Genomic DNA, 21,534 nt, shown 5'->3' with positions numbered 1-21,534 from the left:
ACTCACCAAAGCACCCACTCGCCCAGCACCACCAGCACCACCAGCACCACCAGCATCGTCACCAGCCGGCACCCGGCCGGGTCCAGCGCCGCGACGGCGCCGACGTTGCAGAGTGGGTTGTTGGCGGCGGTCATCTCAGGATCACCACCTCTGCATAGCAGCGGCAATGCCCATGCGGTTCATCCCCACGCATGTGGGGAACGTACTTCCGACAGGAATCGGCCCTGTATCTGCCGAGGTTCAGCCCCACGTCCGTGGGGAACACATGCCGCAACCGGACGACGTGTTCATCATGGACGGTCCATCCCCACCATGCGGGGAACGAGCAACTGCGTCAGGCCTCGGCCGGTTTATCACCACTCAGGTGGTGGAGCAGAGGTTGGATATCGACACGTACCAGATAGAGACATACCGGCAGGTCGGTTCATCCCCACGCTCGTGGGGAACGTGACCAGCGCCATTGCCGCCGCCAAGACCGCCACGGTTCATCCCCGCGTACGCGGGGAAGGTGCTTCCGACAGGAGTGTGACATTGGCATTTTACCCCGCTGAAAGCCTTGCCGCATCTACATGTCATTCACTCCCAACACAAATGTGTGCGTTGCGCGCAACACTCCTGGCGGGAGTCCTCAACACAAAAAACACAATTGTGTTGACTGCTGATAACACGTTTGTGATACTTGGATCAACAGCAGCCACAACTGCAACGATCCTTAACAACCAGAAACCGCCCGGCTTACGGGGCGCGAGGAAGCGAAGCGGCCCCGGCCGAGGACTAGGCAACCAACTCGTAAAACTAGAGAACCAGCACGACGGACACGAAATCTGTAGCTGACCCAGCTGAGACAAGCCGGGGAACTAGGGACGCATCCCAGGAGGATGGTGGCGAGAGCCATAACCGGTCGGTGTAGCCCTAAGGGAGACTGCGGGGAGCATCGTTAACGGGCTGGCTTACACAGTAAGCCGCTGCCATGTGCGAAACATGGAGAGTGAGCCTTCGCAAGAGGGCCATCACCCAAGACCTGTGACAGAGAGTTTGGGTGATCAACGAAGGAGGTGAGCATGTCGCCGCTTGCAAGGTCTGCGCTGTTTGTTACGGCGCCTCTTGGGTTTTTGTGTCTTGGTCTTCTGGCCGATTACGGGATGGCCTTTTACAAGGGCCACTCCGCAATATTCATCTGTGCAGTCCACTACTGCGTATTCGTTTTGCTGATGGGTAGCTTTTGGCTCGGCGAAAAGTTCTTCGCCTGGGTAGATCGGGCGCTGGAGCGGCGCCGGGGAAATGTGAATGGAAAGAACTGAGAGATGAGCGAATTGACGGTTGGCCAGACGGGGACAGTGAAAAGCGAAGTTGTACTGCGAGTCACCATGTCCGCGGAGGACGTGATCAGGGTACTGGAGTTTCAGGAGTTGGTGAGTGCTCGAGAGCGGGCATTCTCAACCGTGATGCAGGCGGCAGGGGGAAACACCACACTGCCGCCGCATGAGCTAATGGGCAGTCTGCTACAAGCCTATCAACGGCTGCGAGACTGGAAGAAAACCCCTACGGGGCTAGCTTCTCCATAGTCTCCATAAAACGTGTGTCCTGCTCGGCCTTTGCGGAAGCAGCCTTCTCCTTGGCAGCAGCCTCGAACTTTTCTTCCAGCAAGGTGGCGAAATTAACGACTTCGTCTGCCAGGGCGCTCATGTCGGTCTGATTGCGACCCAGGAAGGTGGGGAGGTCTATTACCAGGGGAACAATATGAGCTGCGGCAGAAATGTAGGCGTCCTTCATGAAATTCCTTTCAGGTTGATGGCGAGTGGAATCTCCATTTTACCTGAACGGCATACCGCACTGCCGATAGCGGCGCGACGATGGGCGAAAGATTCGTGACGGCGGGAGAGACCGCAGCAACAAACAGGCAAGCGGCGGGCCTGATCCAATCGCTGAGACGACTGGCCGGTCGTAAGCGGCCACCCCACAACCCCACAAGGAATCGAGATGAGCAAACAGGAAGCGAAGAAATTCGAGGTCAAGCACCACGTCGCCTTCACCACCAGCGGCGGCCGTGGTGCCGGTCGATCCGGCAAGGGCCACATCGAGGAAATCCGGCCGAGCGCCAAAGGCGATTTCTTCGGAGTTCGCGAGGAGGGCAAGAAAACGCTCACCTTCGTTCGAGCCAGCCAGCTGCGACACGCGGCCTGATCTACTCGCCGGCGCCTGCCGGCGGCATCCCTGAGCAGCTGGCCACCGGCTGCTGAGGAATGAGACGAAATCGGATTGTTCTGATTGTTTTCGGGGCGGCGTTGATGCCAGGCTCCGCTAGGCTCATTCTGCGCACGTGGTAGCGACATACCACTCTTCTCTGATTGTTTTGGCCCGGCTCGCGTCGGGCCTTTTTTTGGCAGCCCCATCCCCGAGCGGTTTGTTTTCAGACTGCTGTGGAGTGCGACTGTTCTACCCCCCTTGCCCGGCCACGCGCCGGGCTTCTTTTTTGCCCAGCACCAGGAGGCCCCCATGATTGCCCACGCTACCGCGGCGCCGGCCGCTGCCCAGATCGCCATCAACTGCAACGGCATGCAGGCCGCCAACTCGGCCAGCTACGCCACCCGGTCTTTGGCGGGATTTCGGGTCAACTTCCAGCAGCCGCGGACGCGGCAGCGCGCCGGCCTGATCGTCCTGGCCCGCAGCATGGGCGAGGCCCTGGATCGCGCTGATGCCCTGCTGCCGGGCTACATCCTGTCGGGGTGGGGAAGGAGCCGATGAGACCCTCCATCAAGAACACGCTGGGCGGCCTGCTGGTGGTGGCCCTTTATTTTGCCGTCGTCGCGGCGGCCCAAGCTTTGGAGCAGATGAAATGAGCCTGCATAACCTGTCCTGCGCGGTCCTGAATGACCTGGACCGCAACGTCGCCGCCGGCGACCGCGATGAGCGCCTGGCGCTCGCAGTCGAACACGAGGCCGACCTGATGCTGGCCGACATCGATTGTGCCCGCGCCATGGGCGAGTCGTTCGTCGACCTGCTGATCTCCGGCGCGCCGGCCGACCTGATGGCCGAGCTGCATCTCTACGTTGGCCAGCAGCTGCTGCGCCGGGTCTACGACGGCAATCCGATGGGGCCGAGCTATGCGCAGCTGGCGCGCGCCGCGCGCACGTTCGTCGATGCTTCGGCGGCCGCCGTCCTGGATGAGCGGGTTGGCGAGCAGAGGGAGGCCGCGTGATGGACCAGCACACGAAAGAGCCGTGGAAGTATCTGACGTCGCATGGCGGAGCGTGCGTAGTGGTGATTGATGCTACCGGCCGAGACCTGTTCCAGACGCTCGGATATAGCGATCGCTCGAAGCATATGCCTTTGGCCAACGCCCGCCGCATCGTGGCCTGCGTGAACGCCTGCGCCGGCCTGTCCGACGCCGTGGTGTCGCACGGACTCGTGCCCGCCAGTCAGCATTCTACGGTGGTGCATCAGCGCAACCAGCTGCTGGCGGCGCTAAGCGCAGTTATGGAGGTCTTCGAATATCACCAGGAGCCCGAGAAGGTCGCCGCCGCAAGGCAGGCCCGCGCCGCCGTTGCCGCAGTGGAGGAGAGTCGTCATGGGTGACGCCTTCCGCGTGCGCGCCAGCAGCTGGGCCAGCCTGTTCGACTGCGCCCACCGCTGGGAGGGGACGCACATTCTCGGCATGCACATGCCCAGCAGCCCGCGCGCCCAACTGGGCACCGCCATCCACGCCGCCACGGCGGCATTTGATCAGGCGGCGCTGGCCGGCCAGACGCTGCGGCCCGTCGACGTCTCGCCGGTGCTGGTCGACGAGCTGCGGAACCCCGAGCGCGATGTCGACTGGCACGCCGACGAGCTGACCAGGCGCGACGCCGAGCGCATCGGCCTGCAGCTGGTGACGCGGTACTGCCTGGAGATCGCGCCGCGCTACCAGTATGTCGCCGTCGAGCTGGAGGTGCGGCCGTGGCAGATCGATTGCGGCGGCGGGACGGTGATCGAGATCCGCGGCACGCTTGACCGGAGCCGAGCGCGCCAGGACGCCGCCGGCGTCGGTATCTGCGACCTGAAAAGCGGCGTCAACGCGGTGATCGATGGCCGCGCCAAGACCAAGGGCCACGCGCCGCAGATCGGCACCTATGAGCTGCTGTACGAGGCCACCACCGGGACGCCCGTAACCGAGCCGGCCGACATCATCGGCCTCAAAACCAGCGGCGTGCCGGCGGTGGCCGTCGGCCAGATCCACAACGCCCGCGAGCAGCTGATCGGCACGGACGATGAACCCGGCCTGATGGACTACGCGGCGGACATGTTCCGTAGCGGCCTGTTTCCCCCCAACCCAACCAGCCACCTGTGCAACCCGCGCTATTGCGCGCGGTGGCGCGTGTGCAAATTCAAGGACGACCAGCCATGACTACAGCAGCAAACACCAACCTCGCCGAGCTGAAGCGGGTTTCGAAAATGCAGGCCGCGCAGGCCGGCATCGGCAGCGTCAAAACCTTTTTCGAGAGCCAGAAAGCCACGCTGGTCGCGGTGCTGCCCAAGCACGTCAACGCCGATCGGATGCTGAAGATCGCCCTGGGCGCGCTGCGCACCACGCCCAAGCTGATGAACGCCACCGTGGAAAGCCTGATGGGCGCCGTGGTGCAGTGTTCGCAGTTGGGCCTGGAGCCGAATACCCCCCTGGGCCACGCCTACCTGATCCCGTTCGACAAGAACAAGAAGGTGGACGGCCAGTGGGTGGTGGAGAAGACCGAGGTGCAGATCGTTTTCGGTTACAAGGGGCTGATCGACCTGGCGCGGCGCTCCGGCCAGATCATCAGCATTTCCGCGCATGAGGTTTGCCAGAGCGATTTCTTCGAGTACAGCTACGGCCTCGACGAAAAGCTGGTGCACCGGCCGGCGATGAGCAACCGCGGTGAGGTGATCGCCTTCTACGCGGTCGCCAAGCTGGTCGGAGGCGGCCATGCCTTCGAGGTGATGAGCCGCGAGCAGATCGAGGAGATCCGCAACGCCTCGCAGGGCTGGCAGTCGGCCAAGCGCAAGAACAAGGAAGGTGACAGCGTGTGGGGCCAGCATTTCGTCCAGATGGGCCGCAAAACGGTGCTGCGCCGGCTGTTCAACTACTTGCCGGTCTCCATCGAGCTGGCCACCGCCGCGGCGCTGGATGGGCGCGCCAGCGATGGGACCAGCCAGGGGCTGGACAACGTGCTGCAGGGCGAATACAGCGTGGTTGATGATGGGGCGCCGCTGGTAGATGCCGGCCAGGACGACGAGGCACCGCCGGCCGCCTTGTCCGCGCCCGAGAACGTCGACACCGACACCGGCGAGATCCGCGGCGGCCAGCCGCTACGCACCGTGATACGCGAGCGGCGCCAGCCTGTCGAGATGCCGCAGGACGCCGGAGGCGATGAGACGGCCGAGGCCGCGCAGATGTTTGGCCTGCAGGACGCGTTGGCCGCCGTGCGCGCCGGAAACCTGGACGACGCCCGCGACATGGCGCGCAGCCTGTCCGAGAAAGACCAGGCCATCGTCGAGCAGACGATCTCCAACCAGCAGCGGGACGCGGCTACCAGCCGACCGCGCCGCCAGCGCGATTTGGAATAGTCCATGGGCCGCGTCATCGCCACGCGGCCGGCCAGCTCGCTCTACACGCCCGACCGGCTGCGCGAACTACTCAAAGACGCGGAGAACAACGCTAGCAGCGATTGGGACCGCGATTTCATCGACACCATGCAGGCCCGGCTGCAGCAGTACGGCATGGGCATGCACATCAGCACGTTGCAACGCCATCACCTGGAGCGCATCGCTTCAAATTTCTGAAAAGGACAGACCATGAATGCACCGATCGATTTCCGCAATATGACCGCCGACAGCATTGGTAAAGACCTGCTGGGCGCGCTGTTGCAAGAGTTCAAGCTGCTGCCGGACGTCTGGCAGAAGCTGCCGAAGGACAAGCAGGATGATGTGATCGACCGGCTGCGCAACCGGGTAGAAACCAATATCCGCATGGCGGTGCATGTGCTGGCCAGCCAAGGCCGCACGACGGTGGTCGGCGAACTGGATCAGGTGGTCCGCAAGGACGGCATCAAAGCGGTGTTCAAAATCAACAGCAACGCCGAAGGCCGGCACGAGCTGTTCGACAGCGAGCGCAAGGCGTGCCTGATCATTATCGCGGACGCCGGCGAGAACCTGGCCGGCATGGACGACATCCAGGGCGAGCCGGACCAGCGCGCGATGGACCTGGGCCATGAGTACCACGACAACGACGGCGGCGGCATGGACGACATCCAGGGTGGTGACGTGGTCGATGCCGAGTTCGAGGAGGTGCCGCAGTTGCCGGCGCCGGGCGATACCACGCCGACGGAGGCGGAGCTCGATGCGGCGTTCGACGCCGGCTATGACGCCTACGAGGCCGGCGAGCCGGAGAGCGCGTGCCCGGTGATGCGCGGCGAGCTCTGCATCGAGTGGGTGAAGGGGTGGAAAGCTGCCAAGGACGAAGCGGACGACGCAGCCGGCGGCCCCACCGCAGAACCGGAACTGTTCGGGGAGCAGCCCGAGGCTGAGGCCGAGGTGGAGAGGCCGGCCACACCGGCAGTCTCGGCTATCCGCTACCGCCACCCGACCAGCGAAATGCTGACCTGGACCGGTCGCGGCCGCCGGCCGGCATGGGTGCAGGCGTGGCTGGACGCCGGCGGCACGCTGGAGGAGTTGGCCGTCAACGACGAGCCCGATGCCGCATAACCAACATCACCAGGGCGGCCGTGGCCGCCCGCCGAGGACCACACCATGACCATCATCGCCATCGTTACCCCTGCCGCCGGCCAGGACGCCGGCTATCACGAGCGCCTGCGCAAGGTGCAAGCTGACCTGAAGGCGCGCAACAGCGCGCTGGAGCAGCAGCTGCGCAGAGAGCGCTGCGCAGTGGAGTTCCACTACCAGCAGCGCCAGGGGCTGGAAATTGAGGTCCGCATGCTGCGCCAGCAGTTGGCGGATCAGGGCCAGACCATCACCGCGCTGCGCGCCGAGGCGGAGCAGGCCGAGCAGCTGCAGGACCAGCTGGAGGCGCGCGACCGCGAATGCGAGGAGCTGCGCCACGCCTTGGGCGTCGCGCGTCTGCCGCCGGAGTCCCGCAACAACGTTATCCAACTGCTTCGGGAGACTGCAGCATGAAAATCTCATCCATCACCATCAAGAATTTCCAGGGGCTGCGTAACGCGGCCCTTTCCTTTTCCAGCCGCATCGCGCTGATCGCCGGCGACAACGGCGCCGGCAAGAGCAGCCTGCGCGACGCCATCGCCATGGCGCTGACCGGCACGGCCACCCGCGTGGAGCGCAAGAAGGACTACGGCCAGCTCGTGAGCGAGGGCGCCAAAAACAGCGGCGTCAGGGTTGATTTCGAGGACGGCCGCCACGCTGCGGTGTCACTGCCCGACGGCAAGCTGGCCGGCGTGTCCATCGACAACGACACAGCGCTGGCCACGCTGCCCTATGTGCTGGACCCGGCGCTGTTTGCTGCTGCGCCAGCGGATGCGCGGCGCGCGCTGCTGTTCGCGCTGACGGGCTGCAACGCCAACACCGACGAGGTAGAAAAGCGGCTGAAGAAGCGCGGCGCGGATCAGGTCCACATCGACGCCATCCTGCCGCTGGTGCTTAGCGGTTTCCCGGCGGCGCTGAAGGACGCCCAGGCCCGCGCCGCCGAGGCGCGCGGCGCGTGGAAGGGCATCACCGGCGAGGTATACGGCGACAAGAAGGCCGTGGACTGGAGCGTGGACGCGCAGGCGGTGCAGGACGGCGCCATCCAGCAGGCCCAGCAGGACGCGCAGGCGGTGCAGGACGAGATCGCCCAATGCCAGCAGCAGCTGGGCGAGCTGCGCGCGCGCCGGCAACAGCAGGATGACCGGCAGCGCCAAGTGGTCAAGCTGACCGAGATTGCCGCCCCGCTGGAACGCATCCAGACGCGCCTGAATGTGGATCAAGTGGAACTGGCTCGCGTTCGCGATGAAGTGGAGGCGATCACGGCCGGCCCGGCGCTGCGCGTCGGGCTCGTCCACGACCTGGCGCGCGCGCTGAATCTGTCGCTGACGATGGCCATCCCGTTCGGGAATATGAGCGCGGAGCAGCGCCAGCACCTGAAGGCAGCCGGCGCGGCGCTGGACCAGTACGCCGCCGAGCATGGCAGCCTGGCAGACGACGGCGTGCCGCCGAGCGCCGAGGATCTGGCGCGCCTGCCGCAGCTCCAGCACTCGCTGGACATGATGAGCCGCACGGTCGCCAACGGTGAACGCGACCTGAAGATCGCCGCGGACGCCGCCGCCCAGCTGCAGGCGTTGCAGGGTAGCGAGCCGCCGGCGCCGGTTTCGGAGGCGGAAGCGGCTGCGCTGATCGAGCGCATCAACACGCTGCAGGCCAGCCATAAGCAGCTGGTCGCCGACCTGGCCGCCCTGCAGGACCAGCACCGCGAGGCGGTCGGCGCCGTCCAGCGCACCCAGCTGGCCGCCCAGCACCACGCCGACGTGCAGGCCTGGACGCTGATCGCCGACGCCATGGCGCCGGACGGTATCCCCGGGGAGATCCTGGCCGACGCGCTGCGCCCGGTGAATGATCGCCTGTTCGAGCTGGCGCGCCTGGCCGGCTGGGCGCGGCCGATCATCGCCAACGATATGGCGATCAGCGCCGACAGCCGCGCCTACGGCCTGCTGTCCGAGTCCGAGAAATGGCGCGTGGACTGCGTCATCGCCCTGGCACTGTCGCTCATGAGCGGCCTGCGGTTGGTGCTGCTGGACCGGTTTGATGTGCTGAGCAAACGCGGGCGGGGCGAGTTGTTGGCAATGCTGGAAGCGCTCGACGACGAGCTGGACAGCGCGTTGGTATTCGGCACCTTGAAAGACCGCCCGGCCAGCGACGAGATCATGCAAGTCTGCTGGATCGAAGCCGGCGAAGTCGCAACCGAAGACCTGCCGCAAGCCGCCTGACCATCCCCTCATATCCCAAGGACCAACCCATGAAACCCATTTTGTTTTACGACACCGAAACCACCGGCCTGCCGAACTGGAGCGCACCCTCTGACGACCCGTCGCAGCCGCATGTCACCCAGCTGGCCGCCGAACTGGTCGACGAGGACAGCGGCGAAGTGCTGGACAGCATGGACATGCTGATCCAGCCGGATGGCTGGACGATCCCCGACGACGTGGCCGAGCTGACCGGCATCACCACCGAGCGCGCCGCAGAATTCGGCGTGCCGCTGGCGCAGGCGATGGAAGCGTTCCTGAAGCTGTGGGCGCAGGTGGAGCGGCGCGTCGGGCATAACGAAACGTTCGACGCGCGCATGATCCGCATCGAGCTGATGCGGCTGTATGGCGACGAGCGCGCCGACGAATGGAAGGCGGGGGCGTCGTTCTGCACTTGCTCGAACAGCACCAAGCTGGTCAACCTGCCGCCGACCGAGAAGATGCTCGCCGCCGGCAAGAAGAACGCCAAGCCGCCGACCTTGGCCGAGGCTTACGAGTTCTTTACCGGCCAGCGGCTGGAGGGCGCGCACAACGCGATGGTCGACGTGGCCGGCTGCCGCGCGGTGTATTTCGGCATCCTGCGGCACCGGGAGGCAGCGTGACCTACCGGGAATACGGCGAGGATTTCCACGTCACGCCGCGCCATGAACCGCCGCCGGCGCCCGCCGGCCAGGACACCGCGCCGCGCTATCCCGACGACGGCGTCGAGAGCGACGGGGGCGAGCTATGAAAAAGCGCACTCCGCGGCGCCACTGGCAGCTGCCGCAGGGCATTCCCGGCCTGCCGGCCGGCGCCGCATTCAGCCCGATAGCGGAGCGCTGTCAGTCCAAATCCATCAAGCGGCTGCTCACCGCGGCGCGGCCGGCTACGGAGTGGACCGCTCACGACGTCAACGAGCTGATCTACCTGGCCAACACCTGCAGCGAGTTGCTGCGCCGCTGGCCGCAGTACAGCACGCCGGCGCGCCTGGCCGCCGGGAATGAGCTGGTGGCCGTGCTGAGCGAGGTGAAGCGGCGCCGCCGGGAGCATGGGCACTATGGCGTCACCGGCGACGAGTGGGCGGTGCTGCGACGCACTGTGGCAGACCTGCAGAGCTGGGTCGAGACCGTGCCGACGCAGCGGCTGTTTGCTGCTGAGGCTGCTGTCGATCGCGAGGCGGTGGCCGATGACCGGCGCCGGGAATTGCGCGCAGCGTGATTACCGCCAGCACCAAAACACGAGGCCCCGCGCGGGCCTCTTTCTTTTTGAGGAGGCGCGATGATCCGCGACCAATTCACGCTCGATCTAAACCGCGAGCTCATCATCGACAACTTCGCCGGCGGCGGCGGCGCATCCACCGGCATCGAACTGGCGCTGGGGCGGCACGTCGACATCGCGATCAACCACGACCCGGAAGCCGTGGCGCTCCACAGCATCAACCACCCACAGACCGAGCACTACTGCGAAAGTGTTTGGGATGTGGACCCGCGTGAGGTGACGAAAGGGCGTCCGATCGGTCTGATCTGGTTCAGCCCGGACTGCAAGCACTTCAGCAAGGCTAAAGGCGGAAAGCCGCGGAACAAGCGCATCCGCGGCCTGGCTTGGGTGACGCTGCGCTGGGCGTCGCTGCCGTATCCCAGCAAGCCCCGCGTGATCTTCCTTGAAAACGTGGAGGAGTTCCGCACGTGGGGGCCGCTGCTGACCGATGGAAAGCCGTGCCCGAAGAAAAAGGGCCGCACCTTCAATAGCTTTCTGAACGCCCTTGCTCGCCACGGCTACACGGTCGAGCACCGGGAACTGCGCGGCATGGATTACGGCGCGCCGACCATCCGTAAGCGCCTGTTCCTCATCGCCCGCAGCGATGGTCAGGCTATCGTCTGGCCGGCACCGACCCATGGAGACCCGGAAAGCGCGGATGTCAAAGCGGGCAAGCTCAAGCCGTGGCCTACGGCGGGCAATGACGTGATCGACTGGAGCATCCCATGCCCGAGCATTTTCGAGCGCACGAGGCCGCTGGCTGAGAACACGCTGCGCCGCATTGCCCGCGGCATCAACCGCTATGTCCTGAACACGGCGAAGCCGTTCATCGTGAAGGTGAACCACGGGTACGACTATTTCCGCGGCCAGGCGATCGATGATCCCATGCAGACCGTTACCGCCACACATGGCTATGGCTTGGTGGCGCCGGTGATGACCGAATGCGCCAATGCCAGCAGCCAGCGCTGCATGCCGGCCGATGAGCCGCTGCGCACGGTCTGCGCGGAGGTAAAGGGCGGCCATCACGCATTGATCGGTGCCACGCTTGTCGGTGCAGGCGGCCCTACATACCAAGGCAAGCCGCGGGGCGCGGACCAGCCAATGGCCACCCTCACGACAGAATCGCATCATGCCGTGGCGGCCGCTACCCTGATCAAGCACTACGGCGGCAACTACAAGGGCGCCGGCGTGGACCTGTCCGGCCCGATGCATACTGCCACCACTGTAGATCATCACGCGCTGGTCGCCGCCCACATCACCAAGTTCCGCTCTGGATCGACCGGATTTGGAGCCGACGAACCTCTGCACACGGTAACGGCTGGCCCCAAAGAAAACCCCGCCGGTGCGCCGCATGCAATGGGCGTGGTCGCCGCCCATCTGGTCCGCCAATTCGGCAACAGCGACGCAGCGCCGGCTGACGCGCCAGTCGGGACCGTCACCGCTGGAGGCGGAGGCAAGACCCAGCTGGTGGCCGCCAACCTGCTGAAGCTGTACGGCACCAGCCAGGACGGACAGGCCGCCAGCCAGCCGATGCCCACGGTGACCGCCGGCGGCAACCACATCGCCGAGGTGCGCGCCTTCCTGGTGAAGTACTACGGGGATGCCACGCAGGGACAGAGCCTGCGCGACTCGCTGCACACCGTGACTACCAAGGACCGCATTGGCCTGGTGACCGTCTCCGGCGTGGATTACCAGATCGCCGACATCGGCATGCGGATGCTGGAGCCGCGCGAACTCTACGCCGCGCAGGGCTTCCCGAAGTCCTACGTCATTGACCCCGTCATCAACGGCCGGCGCCTGCCGAAACACGCGCAGGTACGGATGGCTGGCAACAGCGTCTGCCCGCCCCTGGCGGAAGCCCTGGTGCGCGCCAACTGCGCGGACATGATGGCCTGGAGCGGCGCCGAGCTGAAACAGCGCGGGAGGGCCGCCGCATGAATCCGACGCACCTGCACGACACCCCCGACACCGGCGCGGCGATTGCCGCAGTCAACGCGGCCCACGTGGCCAGGATCATCGACATGAGCGAGGAGTAGGCATGTCCACCATCAAAGAGAGGCCAATCCTGTTCAGCGGCGAAATGGTCCGAGCGCTGCTGGCCGGCACCAAAACGCAGACGCGGCGCATCGTGAAGCCGCAACCGACGGTAAAAGAGGCGCAGTTGCGCGAGCTGGACGCATGGATCGATGGATTTACGCTGAGCCAGCAAGTCGACGGGGCGTGGCAACACGGATTCATCGACGCCCAATGCCATTATGGCGAACCCGGCGACCGGCTGTGGGTTCAAGAGGACTGGTCTACTGACTGCACCCAGGACGGCAAAGACCCTGCGTCGTTTGCCAAATGGCCTGTCCGCTACCTGGCTGACGGCAAAGCACACGCCTGCGGCGCATTCCATGGCAACGCCAACGGCCAACCTCGCCCCGCCAATACCATGCCACGCTGGGCCAGCCGTATCCTGCTGGAGATCACCAACGTCCGCATCGAGCAGCTGCAGGAAATCAGAGAAGCGGACGCCCTGGCCGAGGGCGTGAAGTCGTGCGAGGACGAGCTCGAGACCGACGGCTACTACTATGCGCCAGAAGAACTGTACTCAATGCTCTGGACGAAAATCTACGGCTGGGGCGACGACGGGTGGAATGCCAACCCGTGGGTGTGGGTAATCGAGTTCAAGCGAGTGGAGGCGCGATCATGAAAGTCATCCGCCCCGCACTGCGATACCACGGCGGCAAATGGATGCTGGCGCCGTGGATCTGCCGGCACTTTCCCGAGCACCGGGTCTACACCGAGCCATTCGGCGGCGCCGCCTCTGTCCTGCTGCGCAAGCCGCGCGCGAAACTGGTCGAGATTTACAACGAGCTCGACCCGGAGATGATCGGCGCCATCGGGAACACCGTCTGCACTTGCCCGTCTGGTGACGGTTCCCTCCGCTGGCCGTGCCCACGACATCCGCCGGAGGTAGCGTGACCGCCGCGTTGCCGGCGGCGCCGGTCTACCGCTACACACTGCGCCGCCGCGGCGCTGTCGTCTACGTCGGCCCGGAGCCGCCGGAGCCGGAACCCGGCAGCAGCTGCACCCGCATGGAGTGGCTGAGCGGGTCGGGAGAGTGGGGCGGCCAGTGGGCCGAACCGGAGATTGTGTTTTGAGGGCTGCCAGAGGGTGGCCCTGATTATTTGGAGGATGTATGGACGAAAAGCTGATTGAGGTACTTTCGGAGCTATCGAAAAAGATAGAGTCCCTTGGCGCGCATGTGCCGGTTGATAAGGCGATATGGAGCCCGGCGACGTGCGCCCAATACCTGGGTGTGTCTGAGCGCCACTTTGCTGAACGCCTGGCGCTCAAGCCTGGATTCCCCGAGCCGTTCAACATATCGGCCGGGGAACGGAACCTTGTCGCCCGATATCGGGCAAAGGACATAATTGCCTGGGTGGAGCGCCAGCGAGTGCGCCGCGTCGCTTAGTCGAGGAGGCTGGCGACGCCCTCCATATTGGGCGCGTAGTAGGTGTTTTGAAGTATCCGCAAGTCCCGGTGGCCGCTCACTTTGGCCAGCGTCATCACGTCCAGCTTCCTTGCCATTCTCGTCAGCGCCTCCCGGCGCGAGTCGTGGAAATGCAAGTCTTCAATCAGCGCCTTTTCCTTGGCACGCCTGAACAGCGCATCAAGGTTGGCCGCCGTCAATTCGAATACCGTCTCCTTCCCCTCTGTAGCCAGCATGACCTGCTTTAGCAATCTCACGGCCTCCCGCGATAATGGAACATCGCGGGAGTGGCCGTTCTTGCTGGTAGGGATGTGCAGCAGTCTCTTATCGAAACTCACTTCCTCCGGCCGCACCCGGCAAATCTCCCCAGCACGCATAGCGGTTTCAATAGCAAAAAGCCACGCAGCACCAACGCGATTCATCTGCATCGACGGCGGGTCGTCATGCCTGTATCCGCAGGCCAGCAAGATGGCCTCTGTCTCCTCATCCTCCGGGCGCCGGGATCTCGCCCTGGCCGTGTCTGGTTTTTTTACGGTGCTGATCGGATTCGTTGTGAGCCAGCGCCATTCCTTGATCGCGATATTGCAGGCATGCATCAGAATGGCCCATTCGCGGCGAACGGTTAGCTGGCTAACCGCCTTCAGGCGTTCATCGCGCCAGGCGGAGAATGTCTCCGGCCCGATATCGGGCAAGCGCGTTTCGCATAGGGACGGGTACTCGCGAATGAATAGTTCTATGCGGAGCTGTTCCCAGCGTGCACCTCGCTTGTTTACGCTGACTTCCTGGCCGTAGCGCTTCAGCAGCTCACCAAAAGATTTGTCTGGGACACTGCCTACGCGTCCCGCGTCTATGTCTGCCTCAAGCTTTGTCGCCCAGGCGAGGGCGTCGGCCTTCCGCTTGAACGTCTGGGAGCGGTAGATTTTTCCTTTGCGGACCTTGGCCCGCCACTTGTCGCCGCGCGGTTCTATCGTTGCCATACATGGGACACTCAGTGGGACACATATGGGACAACTATATCGGAAATTTGGGGTATTTTGGTGGTGGATGGTGGAGGGCGAGAAAGGGCTAAACCCTTTAATGACGTGGCTTTGAGGGGTGTTATGGGTTTTTGAGGAGGGATGCAAAAACCTAGATGGTGCGAAAGGAGAGACTCGAACTCTCACGCCTTGCGGCGCTGGAACCTAAATCCAGTGCGTCTACCAATTCCGCCACTCTCGCAATCCCGGCGCTTGCAAAAACGGCCTGATGGCCGCATCTGCCTTAAAGCGCGGAAGAGGCGGAATCATAGCGCAGGCGATGCCGGATGACAAGTCTGGGCGGGAAACGGAAACTTATTCCCTTTATCATGGTCTGTTGCTTACAATTCCAAGCGATTCCGGCACAACACAACTCAGGAGAGCGTCACATGCACCCGGATTTTCAGACGGCCTATCAATCGACCCCGATGGCCGATGCGCGCAACAAGGTATTGCGCAACACCTACGGCCTGCTGGGCCTGTCGATGATACCGACCGTGATGGGCGCCATCGTGGGCACCCATATGAGTTTCGCCTTTCTGGCGGGCAGCCCCATCATCGGCATGCTGCTGATCATGGCGGTGTTCTACGGCCTGGTCTTCGCCATCGAGAAGAACCGCTACAGCTCGCTGGGCGTGTTCCTGATGCTGGGCTTCACCTTCATGATGGGCGTGCTGCTCGGACCGTTGCTGCAGTTCGCGCTGAAGTTCTCCAACGGCGGCCAGCTGATCATGACCGCCGGCGCGGCCACTTCGGCGGTGTTCTTCGTGATGGCCGGCATTGCCAGCACCACCAAGCGCGACCTGTCCGGTCTCGGCAACTTCCTGACCGTCGGCGCCATCGTGCTGATGGTGGCGGTGGTGGCCAATCTGTTCCTGCGCATGCCGGCTTTCCAGCTGATGATTTCCGCGGCTTTCGCGCTGTTCAGCTCGCTGATGATCCTGTGGCAGGTGAAGATGGTGGTGGATGGCGGTGAGAACAGCTATATCTCGGCCGCGCTGTCTATCTACATCAGCATCTACAATCTGTTCACCAGCCTGCTGCAGCTGCTGCTGGCCTTCGCCGGCAACCGCGACTGACGCGGCCCAGGCAATGAAAAACCCTCCGCGGCGACGCGGAGGGTTTTTTTGTTTCCGGCTCAGACGGCCAGGGTCCAGGGCAGCGACAGGATGCGGCCCAGCTCGGCCCGGTCGGGGCAGTCGGCGGCCGCGTCGTCCCGGAGTGCGCGGCGCAGTTGCCGGCGGCATTGCTGCAGCAGGATGTGCAGATCCTCGTTGCTGCCGTGGTCGATCATGAAGGCGGCGTCGAGCCCGTCGAAGGCGATGCGGCATTCGGTCGCGGACAGGAAGACGCCGCGGGCGTCGAAGCGCTCCATCGTCAGATTCACGGTGCCGCGGGCATTCGCCGGGGCAAGCAGTTCGACGACGACGCGCGCCGACGTGGACCTCAGGAAGGGCCTGGCGAGTTCGAACGCCAGGGTTTCGCGCCGGGGCTCAGACATGCAGCAGGCGCTTGTCGTCTGTTTCCGGCCGCGAGGCGCCGGCGGCATGCCGGTACCAGTCGCGCAGATCGCGCTCCGCTTCCTGGACGGCGCCGGCGTGCATGGCCGGATTGCCGGCCTTGAGGAATTCGACCAGCCGTATCATGTCCAGCGAGCCGTGCCAGCGGGACTGGTGCCGCAGCACCGTCTCATGCCACTGGATGTTTTCCGGCCGGGCGATGTAGCTGGAGTAGCAGCCGAAGTCCTGCAGCACATCCTGCTGCTCGATGATGCCGTTATGCCATTTTTCGTCCTGGTGCTCATGGTGTTCGCTGACCAGCGCGCGGGCGGTGAGCCGCCGTCCGTCCTGACGCAGAAAGGCGCGAACCACCAGCCGACCGAGCTGGGCGAAGCCGCCCAGCCGCGCGATCAGCACGAAGGAGCCGTGCGACAGCACGGCGCCGCCGGCCAGGATCGGTTTCGCCGCCCGCAGCGGATCGGCGTGGTTGCGCCGGTCCTCGTCGAGCAGAAACGGGTTGTAGTCGAAAATATTCAGCTTTTTGACGTTCATGGGCTTGCTCTGGGGGCGGGCTCCGCCGTCGGCGAAGCTTCGTTCATCATGTTTCTGCGCAGATTGCTCAGGATCAGGGCCATTTCCGCCGGGGCCCGCATGACCGCCTTGCGCAGATGGGAGGCGATTTCCTCTGTCGGGACGTGGTCCAGCCGCAGATGGTCGCCGATGACGGCGGAGCACAGCCGGAAATTGAAGCCGCGCCTGGCTTCGTCGTCGTCGCTGAGCCAGCGCTCGGCCTCGCGGCGATTGGCGGCGGCCTGATTCCTGATGTAGCGCTCCTGCTTGCTCAGGCCGGCCTCCGCCGGGCTGCGCGCCTGGGAAGCCAGATCCAGCGCGGCCTGTTCCAGCATGCGCACCGCGAGGCATTGCAATCGGTAGTTCTCAAGTACGTTGTGGGAAAGCATGTCGGCCTCGTGGCGATCAGCCTTACATCGGGGCCTTGGTCTGCGGGGAGGGCGCGCTAGGCCGGTCCGTCCGCAGTTCGGCCGCCTGCCGCCTTTGCGCGGCTTCGGCGATGCGCAGAAAGTTGTTGCGGTCTTCCTGGCTCAGTTCCACTTCCACTTCTTTCGGGGCGACGGAAGCGTCGCCGGCATGGTCTTGCTTGGGCATCCTGCTCTCCTTGCGAGGAGGCGCTTGCGCGGCCTGGATGTGCTTTAAAAATGTTAATCAAGATACTAATCATACTATATCTTTATCTTTTGACGCTGGCAATAAGGCCCTGTTGCGCCGACGCTGTCGTCGAGGTCATGTGATGCGGCGTCACGGGCGGGCGGGGCGGCAGGCATGTCGATGATATCGAATGCGAATTCTTGCTCTGGATGCCGGCCGTCTGCTTGGCGAGTCGCTGCTTGTTCATTTTCAGTTGTATTAAAGTATATATCTTACTATAACATTTTTCTTTTCTGTGATATTCTCGCCCCACTTCGCTTGCATCGGAGGATGGTGCGGACGGCGCGGACGCGGGCTTGTCGGCCGGGTCGTCCTGCCTTGTGCCGCTTGGGCGTGCGTTTGCGCCGGCGCCCCGGTCTGGATGCGCTGCGAGGTTTTGTCGACGACTCTTGACGAGGCGGGAAGGGCTTGAAAGGTTGCATATGAAAAAAATCCAAGCGGTGCTCAAGGAGATTGCGCAGAAGACCCTGTCGCTGGCCAGCCTGATCGACGAGGCGGTGAAGGCGGGCGTGCTGACTCAGGAACAGGCGAACGAGCTGGCCCACGGCGTCAGCATCCGGGGGCACTTGGCCAACAGCCTGGAGACGATGGCGTACTGGACAGCCAAGGATCTCAACGATCCGGCCCTGGCCGAGGAGTTCCAGGAGCTGGTGGTCAGCATCCGCGATTTCCTGCTGTGGGTCGATGGCACGGCGGCCAAGCTCAGGCATGCCCTGAGCGGTGAAGAGGTGGCGTGAGACCGGCGTCCCGGAATCCGTCTTGCGCGGCGATTTTCGTCGCGGATGAAACAATCCGGAAGTTATCCTGTCTATCATGGCCGCGGGGCTGCGGCTGCTTGGGCGCCGTTGCGGGCCGGTGGCCGCATGGCGGCATTTTTTGCCTGTTCGCCGTGCGGGCGCGGCGGTATTTTGTCGTGGCGGGCGCAAACTCTCGCGAATAACGCTTCATTTGGCTTAATAACTGCTTGCACTCCTGGGAAATGATTTTTTGTGACCTTGTGGTACACTCTAGTAGTAATGGAACTAAAAGAAACGCTAAATCTCCTGGTCTTGGCGCCAAGAGTCTTGTTCGCTCGCGGCGACTGAGTGAAGGGAATCAATATGTACGATGACGGACGCATTTTCATGGTGGCGGGCTATTGGGCCAAGCTCAAGAAAGCTTTCGCCGCCGCCTCGGTGTATGTCATCGCGGATACGGCGACCGTCGCTTCCAGCCTGGCCAAGCGCTGCATGCCCCAGTTTCAGCCGGCCGGCGTGATGAGTCTGGCCGAGGTGCGCCGGTATGTGGCTTATATGCAGCGTATCGCATCCGGCGATGAAATCTGCCTGATGCAGGACGGCGTCAAGCGCCGTCCGGACGGCAGGCTGCCCGACGAGCAGATTTTCGTGGTGGTGGGCTTTTCCAAGAATCATTCGCCGGATCGCGATCCGGTGGTCAACTTCGTGGCGGCCAAGAGCGAGGCCGAGGCGTCGATGCTGCAGCAAAGCGCGATGGCCAGCCTGTCGGTATCCGGCGTGGTGAGCCTGGCAAAGCTGCTGGGATTGCAGGCTGGGATGGAGCGGGTGGCCGCCGGCGAAACGCCGGCCCTGAAAGAGCAAGGTATCATTCGGTAATGACCGGGTCTAACGCAAAAGGGTGTGATGGATGTCTACGGTGAACATACCTGTGTATGAGCGTCAGCTTGCCGCCGTTCTGCCGGAAGAGTTGAGGTCGAGCTATTTCAAGGGCGAGGTGCCGGAAGCCTTGCGCGAGCGTTTCGACGAGTGGAAACGGGAAGCCTTCCTGGACGGCGCGCCGCCGGCGTCGATGACCGACAGCAATGTCGCCAAGTTTTTCCTGCGCTCCGAGGCGCTGAGCCGGCAGAACGCCTTGGGCGACATGCCCCTGTCGGCGCTGTTTCCGATGAGCAGCGCGCCGATCACGGCGCTGGACGCCTCCGCCGTGCGCCGCGCCGCGGTTTCCGGCCATGCCAATCTGACGCGGGAGTTGGTGGATCAGGCGATCCGGCCGACCGACGTCACGCCGCTGGCGCCGCGGGAAGTGCAGAAGATGGCCGCGATGCAGCAGGCGGCCCAGGCCAAGCCGGAAGGCGTCAATGTCGACCGCAATCTGCTGGATTTCTTCCAGATGCGCGGCAATGCGAAGTACCGCAAGGATCTGATGATCAATGTGGCGCTGGAGGAGGCGCACGGCGCCAAGGGCCTGGCCGAGCGGGTGGAGCGGCGGATGGGCGCGCTGGGCGAGACCGAGCAGGCGCTGGTGAAGCGCCTGTTGAACGGCGAGTCCCCGGCCGACGTGATGAAGGACGCGCGCAATCCCAAGCCCGCTCCCTCTTCGTTGGCGATGTAGCGTGGCTGGTCCTGTCGAGGTGCCGGGCGATCTGTCCCGGCGTGTTTTTCTGAGGCAGGCCGGCGGCGCCTTCCTGGCGCTGGCGGGACTGCCGGCGCTGGCCGAGCGTTCCGCCGCGGAGGAGTTGGCCGCCGCCTCCCAGGCCGGCAATCCCTTCGCCGCGATCTGGCAGCGGCCGCGCGAGGTGGTGATCCACAGGCAGGCGACCGGCGAGCGCCGCCGTCTGTTGTTGTGGGACCCGCGCGAAGGCTGGCTGCGCGACGGCTATGTCGAGGCTTGCCGTATGCTGCGCGACGTAGTCGCCGGAGAGGTCAGGCAGATCGATCTCGGACTGCTCAATATGTTGTACGCGATACAGAGCTGGTATCTGGCCAACGGCGTTTACGAACCGCTGGTGGTCACCTCGGGCTATCGCAATCCGGTGCGCAACCGCGGCATAGAGGGCGCGGCCAGGAATTCCATGCACACCTACGGCAAGGCTGTCGATATGCGGGTGCGCGGCTTGACGACGGCGCAGCTGTGGCAGATGTCCGCCGCGCTGCGCGCCGGCGGGGTCGGCTACTATCCGGGCAAAGGCTTCGTTCATATCGACACGGGGCGGCTTCGTTATTGGCAAGGCTAGAAAAAGTTTATTAAAATACCAATCTTAGTAAATTAATTTAGGTACCGTAATGGAAAGCGCGATCGAGACGATGCGCCCGGGACGGGCGAGCAGCCGTTTGGCCGAATTGCAGTCCGCGCTGGGGGAGCCGGCATCCGAAGCGATGCCGCCGCAGCCGGCGGGCGGGCCCGAGCGACCGCTGCAGACAGCGCTGCTGGCCGGCGGGGCGCTCGGTTTCGCCGCGATGCTGGCCGTGCTGTCCGTCCCTTTCGCCATTCCATGCGCGCTGGCGGCGCTGGGGGCCGCTTATTGCGCCTGGCAGTCCTTCGTCGACGACGCGCGGCGCCGGACCGAAATCCGGGACGAGGGCAGGGCGCGATGGCTGTTCGAGCGCGAGGAGCGCGCCCATTCGCAGTTGCGCGTGCTGCGCAAGCGCTCGGCGATGCGGGCTTACGCGAGCTTTCGTCTGCGCGCGCGGGCGGGCGGCGGTTCCGCCCGGCGCCCGGCGGCCGGCGAGGTGGTGGTGGACGAATTGAGCCAGAGCGATCTGAGGCAGTTTTTCCGTTCGCTGAACCATGCGGCGCACGCCGCCGGCGGCGCCTCCGGCCATATTCCGCAGGCCGCGTTCCGGGCCGGCGTCCGGGACGGCCAGTTCGCGCCGGAGGAGATCGCCGGCCTGTTCGGCGTCAGCGGCAATCATTTGTTCATATCCGAGGGCGAGGCGGCCGACTGAGGCTATCGTTCGACTACAGCGGGAATCGATATGCGTTTCTTTGGATTTTTCCTGGCGCCGCTGCTGGCGCCGTTCCGGGCCTTCACGACGCTGAGGCGCCTGTTGCAGCGCCGGCCGATGGGCGGGGGCGGCCAGGATTGGCTTCGGCCAGACAATCATCAGGCGATTCGCGCCGTGGCGGCGAAAACCTCGCGGCTGATCTGGTACTGCACGGCCGCGGGGCCGCTGCTGGCGGCGCTGGCGCTGTGCTACGGCCTGCCGTATCTGCTGGCCTACAATCTGATGATGGCTTCGGCCATCGGCGTGGTGCTGGCCCTGCGCTACGCGCTGATCGCCCGGCAGATGGAGACCGGCGATCTGAGCCGATCCCGCATCCGCGACGCCTTCCGCGACCAATGGTGGTTTCCGCCGCGTTGA

General features: G+C 64.3%; 33 protein-coding genes and 1 tRNA gene. 26 read left to right on the top strand and 8 right to left on the bottom strand.

Annotated features, from left to right (window positions below; translation table 11 throughout):
• Window positions 1–2 precede the first annotated feature (2 nt).
• On the bottom strand, window positions 3–167 hold the full coding sequence (locus WNM05_RS13805) for a hypothetical protein (RefSeq protein WP_434627578.1): 165 nt from the start codon (window positions 165–167) through the stop codon (window positions 3–5).
• An 894-nt stretch (window positions 168–1,061) separates the two neighbouring features.
• Here WNM05_RS13805 and WNM05_RS13800 point away from each other — a divergent pair.
• Window positions 1,062–1,301, top strand: coding sequence for a hypothetical protein (locus WNM05_RS13800; protein ID WP_434627575.1), 240 nt, complete (start codon window positions 1,062–1,064; stop codon window positions 1,299–1,301).
• 241 nt (window positions 1,302–1,542) lie between these two features.
• Here WNM05_RS13800 and WNM05_RS13795 read toward each other — a convergent pair whose 3' ends face one another.
• The gene (locus WNM05_RS13795) at window positions 1,543–1,773 is read right to left on the bottom strand and encodes a hypothetical protein (RefSeq protein ID WP_434627573.1); all 231 of its coding nucleotides are present in this window, start codon (window positions 1,771–1,773) and stop codon (window positions 1,543–1,545) included.
• Window positions 1,774–1,980: 207 nt separating this feature from the next.
• Here WNM05_RS13795 and WNM05_RS13790 point away from each other — a divergent pair, with 207 nt between their 5' ends.
• From WNM05_RS13790 to WNM05_RS13705, 18 genes are all read left to right on the top strand, one after another.
• Entirely contained in the window at window positions 1,981–2,184 is a 204-nt protein-coding gene (locus WNM05_RS13790) for a hypothetical protein (protein WP_434627570.1), read from the top strand.
• A 312-nt stretch (window positions 2,185–2,496) separates the two neighbouring features.
• Window positions 2,497–2,745 (top strand): hypothetical protein, encoded by a 249-nt coding sequence (locus WNM05_RS13785; RefSeq protein WP_434627567.1) that lies wholly within the window; start codon window positions 2,497–2,499, stop codon window positions 2,743–2,745.
• Window positions 2,746–2,836: 91 nt separating this feature from the next.
• Window positions 2,837–3,199: a hypothetical protein gene (locus WNM05_RS13780; RefSeq protein WP_434627564.1), complete on the top strand. Its 363-nt coding sequence runs from the start codon at window positions 2,837–2,839 to the stop codon at window positions 3,197–3,199.
• Window positions 3,199–3,576: a hypothetical protein gene (locus tag WNM05_RS13775; RefSeq protein WP_434627561.1), complete on the top strand. Its 378-nt coding sequence runs from the start codon at window positions 3,199–3,201 to the stop codon at window positions 3,574–3,576. The genes WNM05_RS13780 and WNM05_RS13775 overlap by 1 nt, the downstream gene beginning before the upstream one ends.
• Complete coding sequence (locus WNM05_RS13770; RefSeq protein WP_434627559.1) at window positions 3,569–4,384, top strand: PD-(D/E)XK nuclease family protein; 816 nt, start codon at window positions 3,569–3,571, stop codon at window positions 4,382–4,384. Before WNM05_RS13775 ends, WNM05_RS13770 begins: the two co-directional genes overlap by 8 nt.
• The gene (gene recT / locus WNM05_RS13765) at window positions 4,381–5,577 is read left to right on the top strand and encodes a recombination protein RecT (RefSeq protein WP_434627556.1); all 1,197 of its coding nucleotides are present in this window, start codon (window positions 4,381–4,383) and stop codon (window positions 5,575–5,577) included. The genes WNM05_RS13770 and recT overlap by 4 nt, the downstream gene beginning before the upstream one ends.
• 3 nt (window positions 5,578–5,580) lie before the next feature.
• Window positions 5,581–5,793: a hypothetical protein gene (locus WNM05_RS13760; RefSeq protein WP_434627553.1), complete on the top strand. Its 213-nt coding sequence runs from the start codon at window positions 5,581–5,583 to the stop codon at window positions 5,791–5,793.
• Window positions 5,794–5,805: 12 nt separating this feature from the next.
• On the top strand, window positions 5,806–6,714 hold the full coding sequence (locus WNM05_RS13755) for an Rmf/CrpP family protein (RefSeq protein WP_434627550.1): 909 nt from the start codon (window positions 5,806–5,808) through the stop codon (window positions 6,712–6,714).
• Between the two features lie 45 nt (window positions 6,715–6,759).
• Window positions 6,760–7,143: a hypothetical protein gene (locus WNM05_RS13750; protein WP_434627547.1), complete on the top strand. Its 384-nt coding sequence runs from the start codon at window positions 6,760–6,762 to the stop codon at window positions 7,141–7,143.
• Complete coding sequence (locus tag WNM05_RS13745) at window positions 7,140–8,945, top strand: AAA family ATPase (protein ID WP_434627544.1); 1,806 nt, start codon at window positions 7,140–7,142, stop codon at window positions 8,943–8,945. The genes WNM05_RS13750 and WNM05_RS13745 overlap by 4 nt, the downstream gene beginning before the upstream one ends.
• Before the next feature lie 29 nt (window positions 8,946–8,974).
• Window positions 8,975–9,583: a 3'-5' exonuclease gene (locus tag WNM05_RS13740; protein WP_434627541.1), complete on the top strand. Its 609-nt coding sequence runs from the start codon at window positions 8,975–8,977 to the stop codon at window positions 9,581–9,583.
• Entirely contained in the window at window positions 9,580–9,711 is a 132-nt protein-coding gene (locus WNM05_RS13735) for a hypothetical protein (protein WP_434627538.1), read from the top strand. Before WNM05_RS13740 ends, WNM05_RS13735 begins: the two co-directional genes overlap by 4 nt.
• Window positions 9,708–10,178, top strand: a complete 471-nt coding sequence (locus WNM05_RS13730; RefSeq protein ID WP_434627535.1) for a hypothetical protein — start codon at window positions 9,708–9,710, stop codon at window positions 10,176–10,178. Before WNM05_RS13735 ends, WNM05_RS13730 begins: the two co-directional genes overlap by 4 nt.
• A 60-nt stretch (window positions 10,179–10,238) precedes the next feature.
• A complete protein-coding gene (locus WNM05_RS13725) occupies window positions 10,239–12,155 on the top strand; it encodes a DNA cytosine methyltransferase (RefSeq protein ID WP_434627532.1) in 1,917 nt (638 codons plus the stop codon).
• Between the two features lie 100 nt (window positions 12,156–12,255).
• Window positions 12,256–12,912, top strand: a complete 657-nt coding sequence (locus WNM05_RS13720) for a hypothetical protein (protein ID WP_434627529.1) — start codon at window positions 12,256–12,258, stop codon at window positions 12,910–12,912.
• The gene (locus tag WNM05_RS13715) at window positions 12,909–13,184 is read left to right on the top strand and encodes a DNA adenine methylase (protein ID WP_434627526.1); all 276 of its coding nucleotides are present in this window, start codon (window positions 12,909–12,911) and stop codon (window positions 13,182–13,184) included. The genes WNM05_RS13720 and WNM05_RS13715 overlap by 4 nt, the downstream gene beginning before the upstream one ends.
• Entirely contained in the window at window positions 13,181–13,363 is a 183-nt protein-coding gene (locus tag WNM05_RS13710; RefSeq protein ID WP_434627523.1) for a hypothetical protein, read from the top strand. The genes WNM05_RS13715 and WNM05_RS13710 overlap by 4 nt, the downstream gene beginning before the upstream one ends.
• Window positions 13,364–13,401: 38 nt before the next feature.
• Window positions 13,402–13,677, top strand: coding sequence for a helix-turn-helix transcriptional regulator (locus tag WNM05_RS13705; protein WP_434627520.1), 276 nt, complete (start codon window positions 13,402–13,404; stop codon window positions 13,675–13,677).
• Here the strand turns inward: WNM05_RS13705 and WNM05_RS13700 are convergent.
• Together WNM05_RS13700 and WNM05_RS13695 are read right to left on the bottom strand one after the other, a co-directional pair.
• Complete coding sequence (locus WNM05_RS13700) at window positions 13,674–14,672, bottom strand: tyrosine-type recombinase/integrase (RefSeq protein ID WP_434627517.1); 999 nt, start codon at window positions 14,670–14,672, stop codon at window positions 13,674–13,676. The two genes, WNM05_RS13705 and WNM05_RS13700, sit on opposite strands and share 4 nt — an antisense overlap.
• A gap of 156 nt (window positions 14,673–14,828) precedes the next feature.
• Window positions 14,829–14,913, bottom strand: a tRNA-Leu gene (locus tag WNM05_RS13695).
• A gap of 187 nt (window positions 14,914–15,100) precedes the next feature.
• On the opposite strand from WNM05_RS13695, the gene WNM05_RS13690 reads away from it, so the two are divergent.
• Complete coding sequence (locus WNM05_RS13690; RefSeq protein ID WP_434627514.1) at window positions 15,101–15,790, top strand: Bax inhibitor-1/YccA family protein; 690 nt, start codon at window positions 15,101–15,103, stop codon at window positions 15,788–15,790.
• A 59-nt stretch (window positions 15,791–15,849) separates the two neighbouring features.
• Here WNM05_RS13690 and WNM05_RS13685 read toward each other — a convergent pair whose 3' ends face one another.
• Genes WNM05_RS13685 through WNM05_RS13670 form a run of 4 tightly spaced genes read right to left on the bottom strand, consistent with a single transcriptional unit; the run spans window position 15,850 to window position 17,374 of the window.
• Window positions 15,850–16,212 (bottom strand): hypothetical protein, encoded by a 363-nt coding sequence (locus WNM05_RS13685; RefSeq protein ID WP_434627512.1) that lies wholly within the window; start codon window positions 16,210–16,212, stop codon window positions 15,850–15,852.
• Window positions 16,205–16,762, bottom strand: a complete 558-nt coding sequence (locus tag WNM05_RS13680) for a hypothetical protein (RefSeq protein WP_434627509.1) — start codon at window positions 16,760–16,762, stop codon at window positions 16,205–16,207. The genes WNM05_RS13685 and WNM05_RS13680 overlap by 8 nt, the downstream gene beginning before the upstream one ends.
• Window positions 16,759–17,169, bottom strand: a complete 411-nt coding sequence (locus tag WNM05_RS13675; protein WP_434627507.1) for a hypothetical protein — start codon at window positions 17,167–17,169, stop codon at window positions 16,759–16,761. Before WNM05_RS13675 ends, WNM05_RS13680 begins: the two co-directional genes overlap by 4 nt.
• A gap of 22 nt (window positions 17,170–17,191) precedes the next feature.
• Window positions 17,192–17,374: a hypothetical protein gene (locus WNM05_RS13670; RefSeq protein ID WP_434627504.1), complete on the bottom strand. Its 183-nt coding sequence runs from the start codon at window positions 17,372–17,374 to the stop codon at window positions 17,192–17,194.
• 482 nt (window positions 17,375–17,856) lie between these two features.
• Between WNM05_RS13670 and WNM05_RS13665 the strand changes: the two genes are divergently transcribed.
• The 6 genes from WNM05_RS13665 to WNM05_RS13640 all read left to right on the top strand — a co-directional run bounded on the left by WNM05_RS13665 (window position 17,857) and on the right by WNM05_RS13640 (window position 21,534).
• Window positions 17,857–18,171: a hypothetical protein gene (locus tag WNM05_RS13665; RefSeq protein ID WP_434627501.1), complete on the top strand. Its 315-nt coding sequence runs from the start codon at window positions 17,857–17,859 to the stop codon at window positions 18,169–18,171.
• Between the two features lie 363 nt (window positions 18,172–18,534).
• The gene (locus WNM05_RS13660; RefSeq protein WP_101708567.1) at window positions 18,535–19,047 is read left to right on the top strand and encodes a hypothetical protein; all 513 of its coding nucleotides are present in this window, start codon (window positions 18,535–18,537) and stop codon (window positions 19,045–19,047) included.
• 40 nt (window positions 19,048–19,087) lie between these two features.
• Complete coding sequence (locus WNM05_RS13655) at window positions 19,088–19,783, top strand: hypothetical protein (protein WP_434627498.1); 696 nt, start codon at window positions 19,088–19,090, stop codon at window positions 19,781–19,783.
• 1 nt (window position 19,784) lies between these two features.
• Window positions 19,785–20,405 carry a YcbK family protein gene (locus tag WNM05_RS13650; protein ID WP_434627495.1) on the top strand — a complete coding sequence of 207 codons (621 nt, stop codon included), beginning with the start codon at window positions 19,785–19,787 and terminating at the stop codon, window positions 20,403–20,405.
• A 49-nt stretch (window positions 20,406–20,454) separates the two neighbouring features.
• Entirely contained in the window at window positions 20,455–21,117 is a 663-nt protein-coding gene (locus WNM05_RS13645) for a hypothetical protein (protein ID WP_434627492.1), read from the top strand.
• Window positions 21,118–21,147: 30 nt separating this feature from the next.
• Entirely contained in the window at window positions 21,148–21,534 is a 387-nt protein-coding gene (locus WNM05_RS13640; RefSeq protein ID WP_434627489.1) for a hypothetical protein, read from the top strand.

The sequence above is a fragment of the Chromobacterium sp. CV08 genome, assembly GCF_051129845.1.
GTDB lineage: Bacteria > Pseudomonadota > Gammaproteobacteria > Burkholderiales > Chromobacteriaceae > Chromobacterium.
The sequence above is the reverse complement of the archived record's forward strand: the minus strand, read 5'-3'. Positions and strand labels throughout refer to the sequence as shown.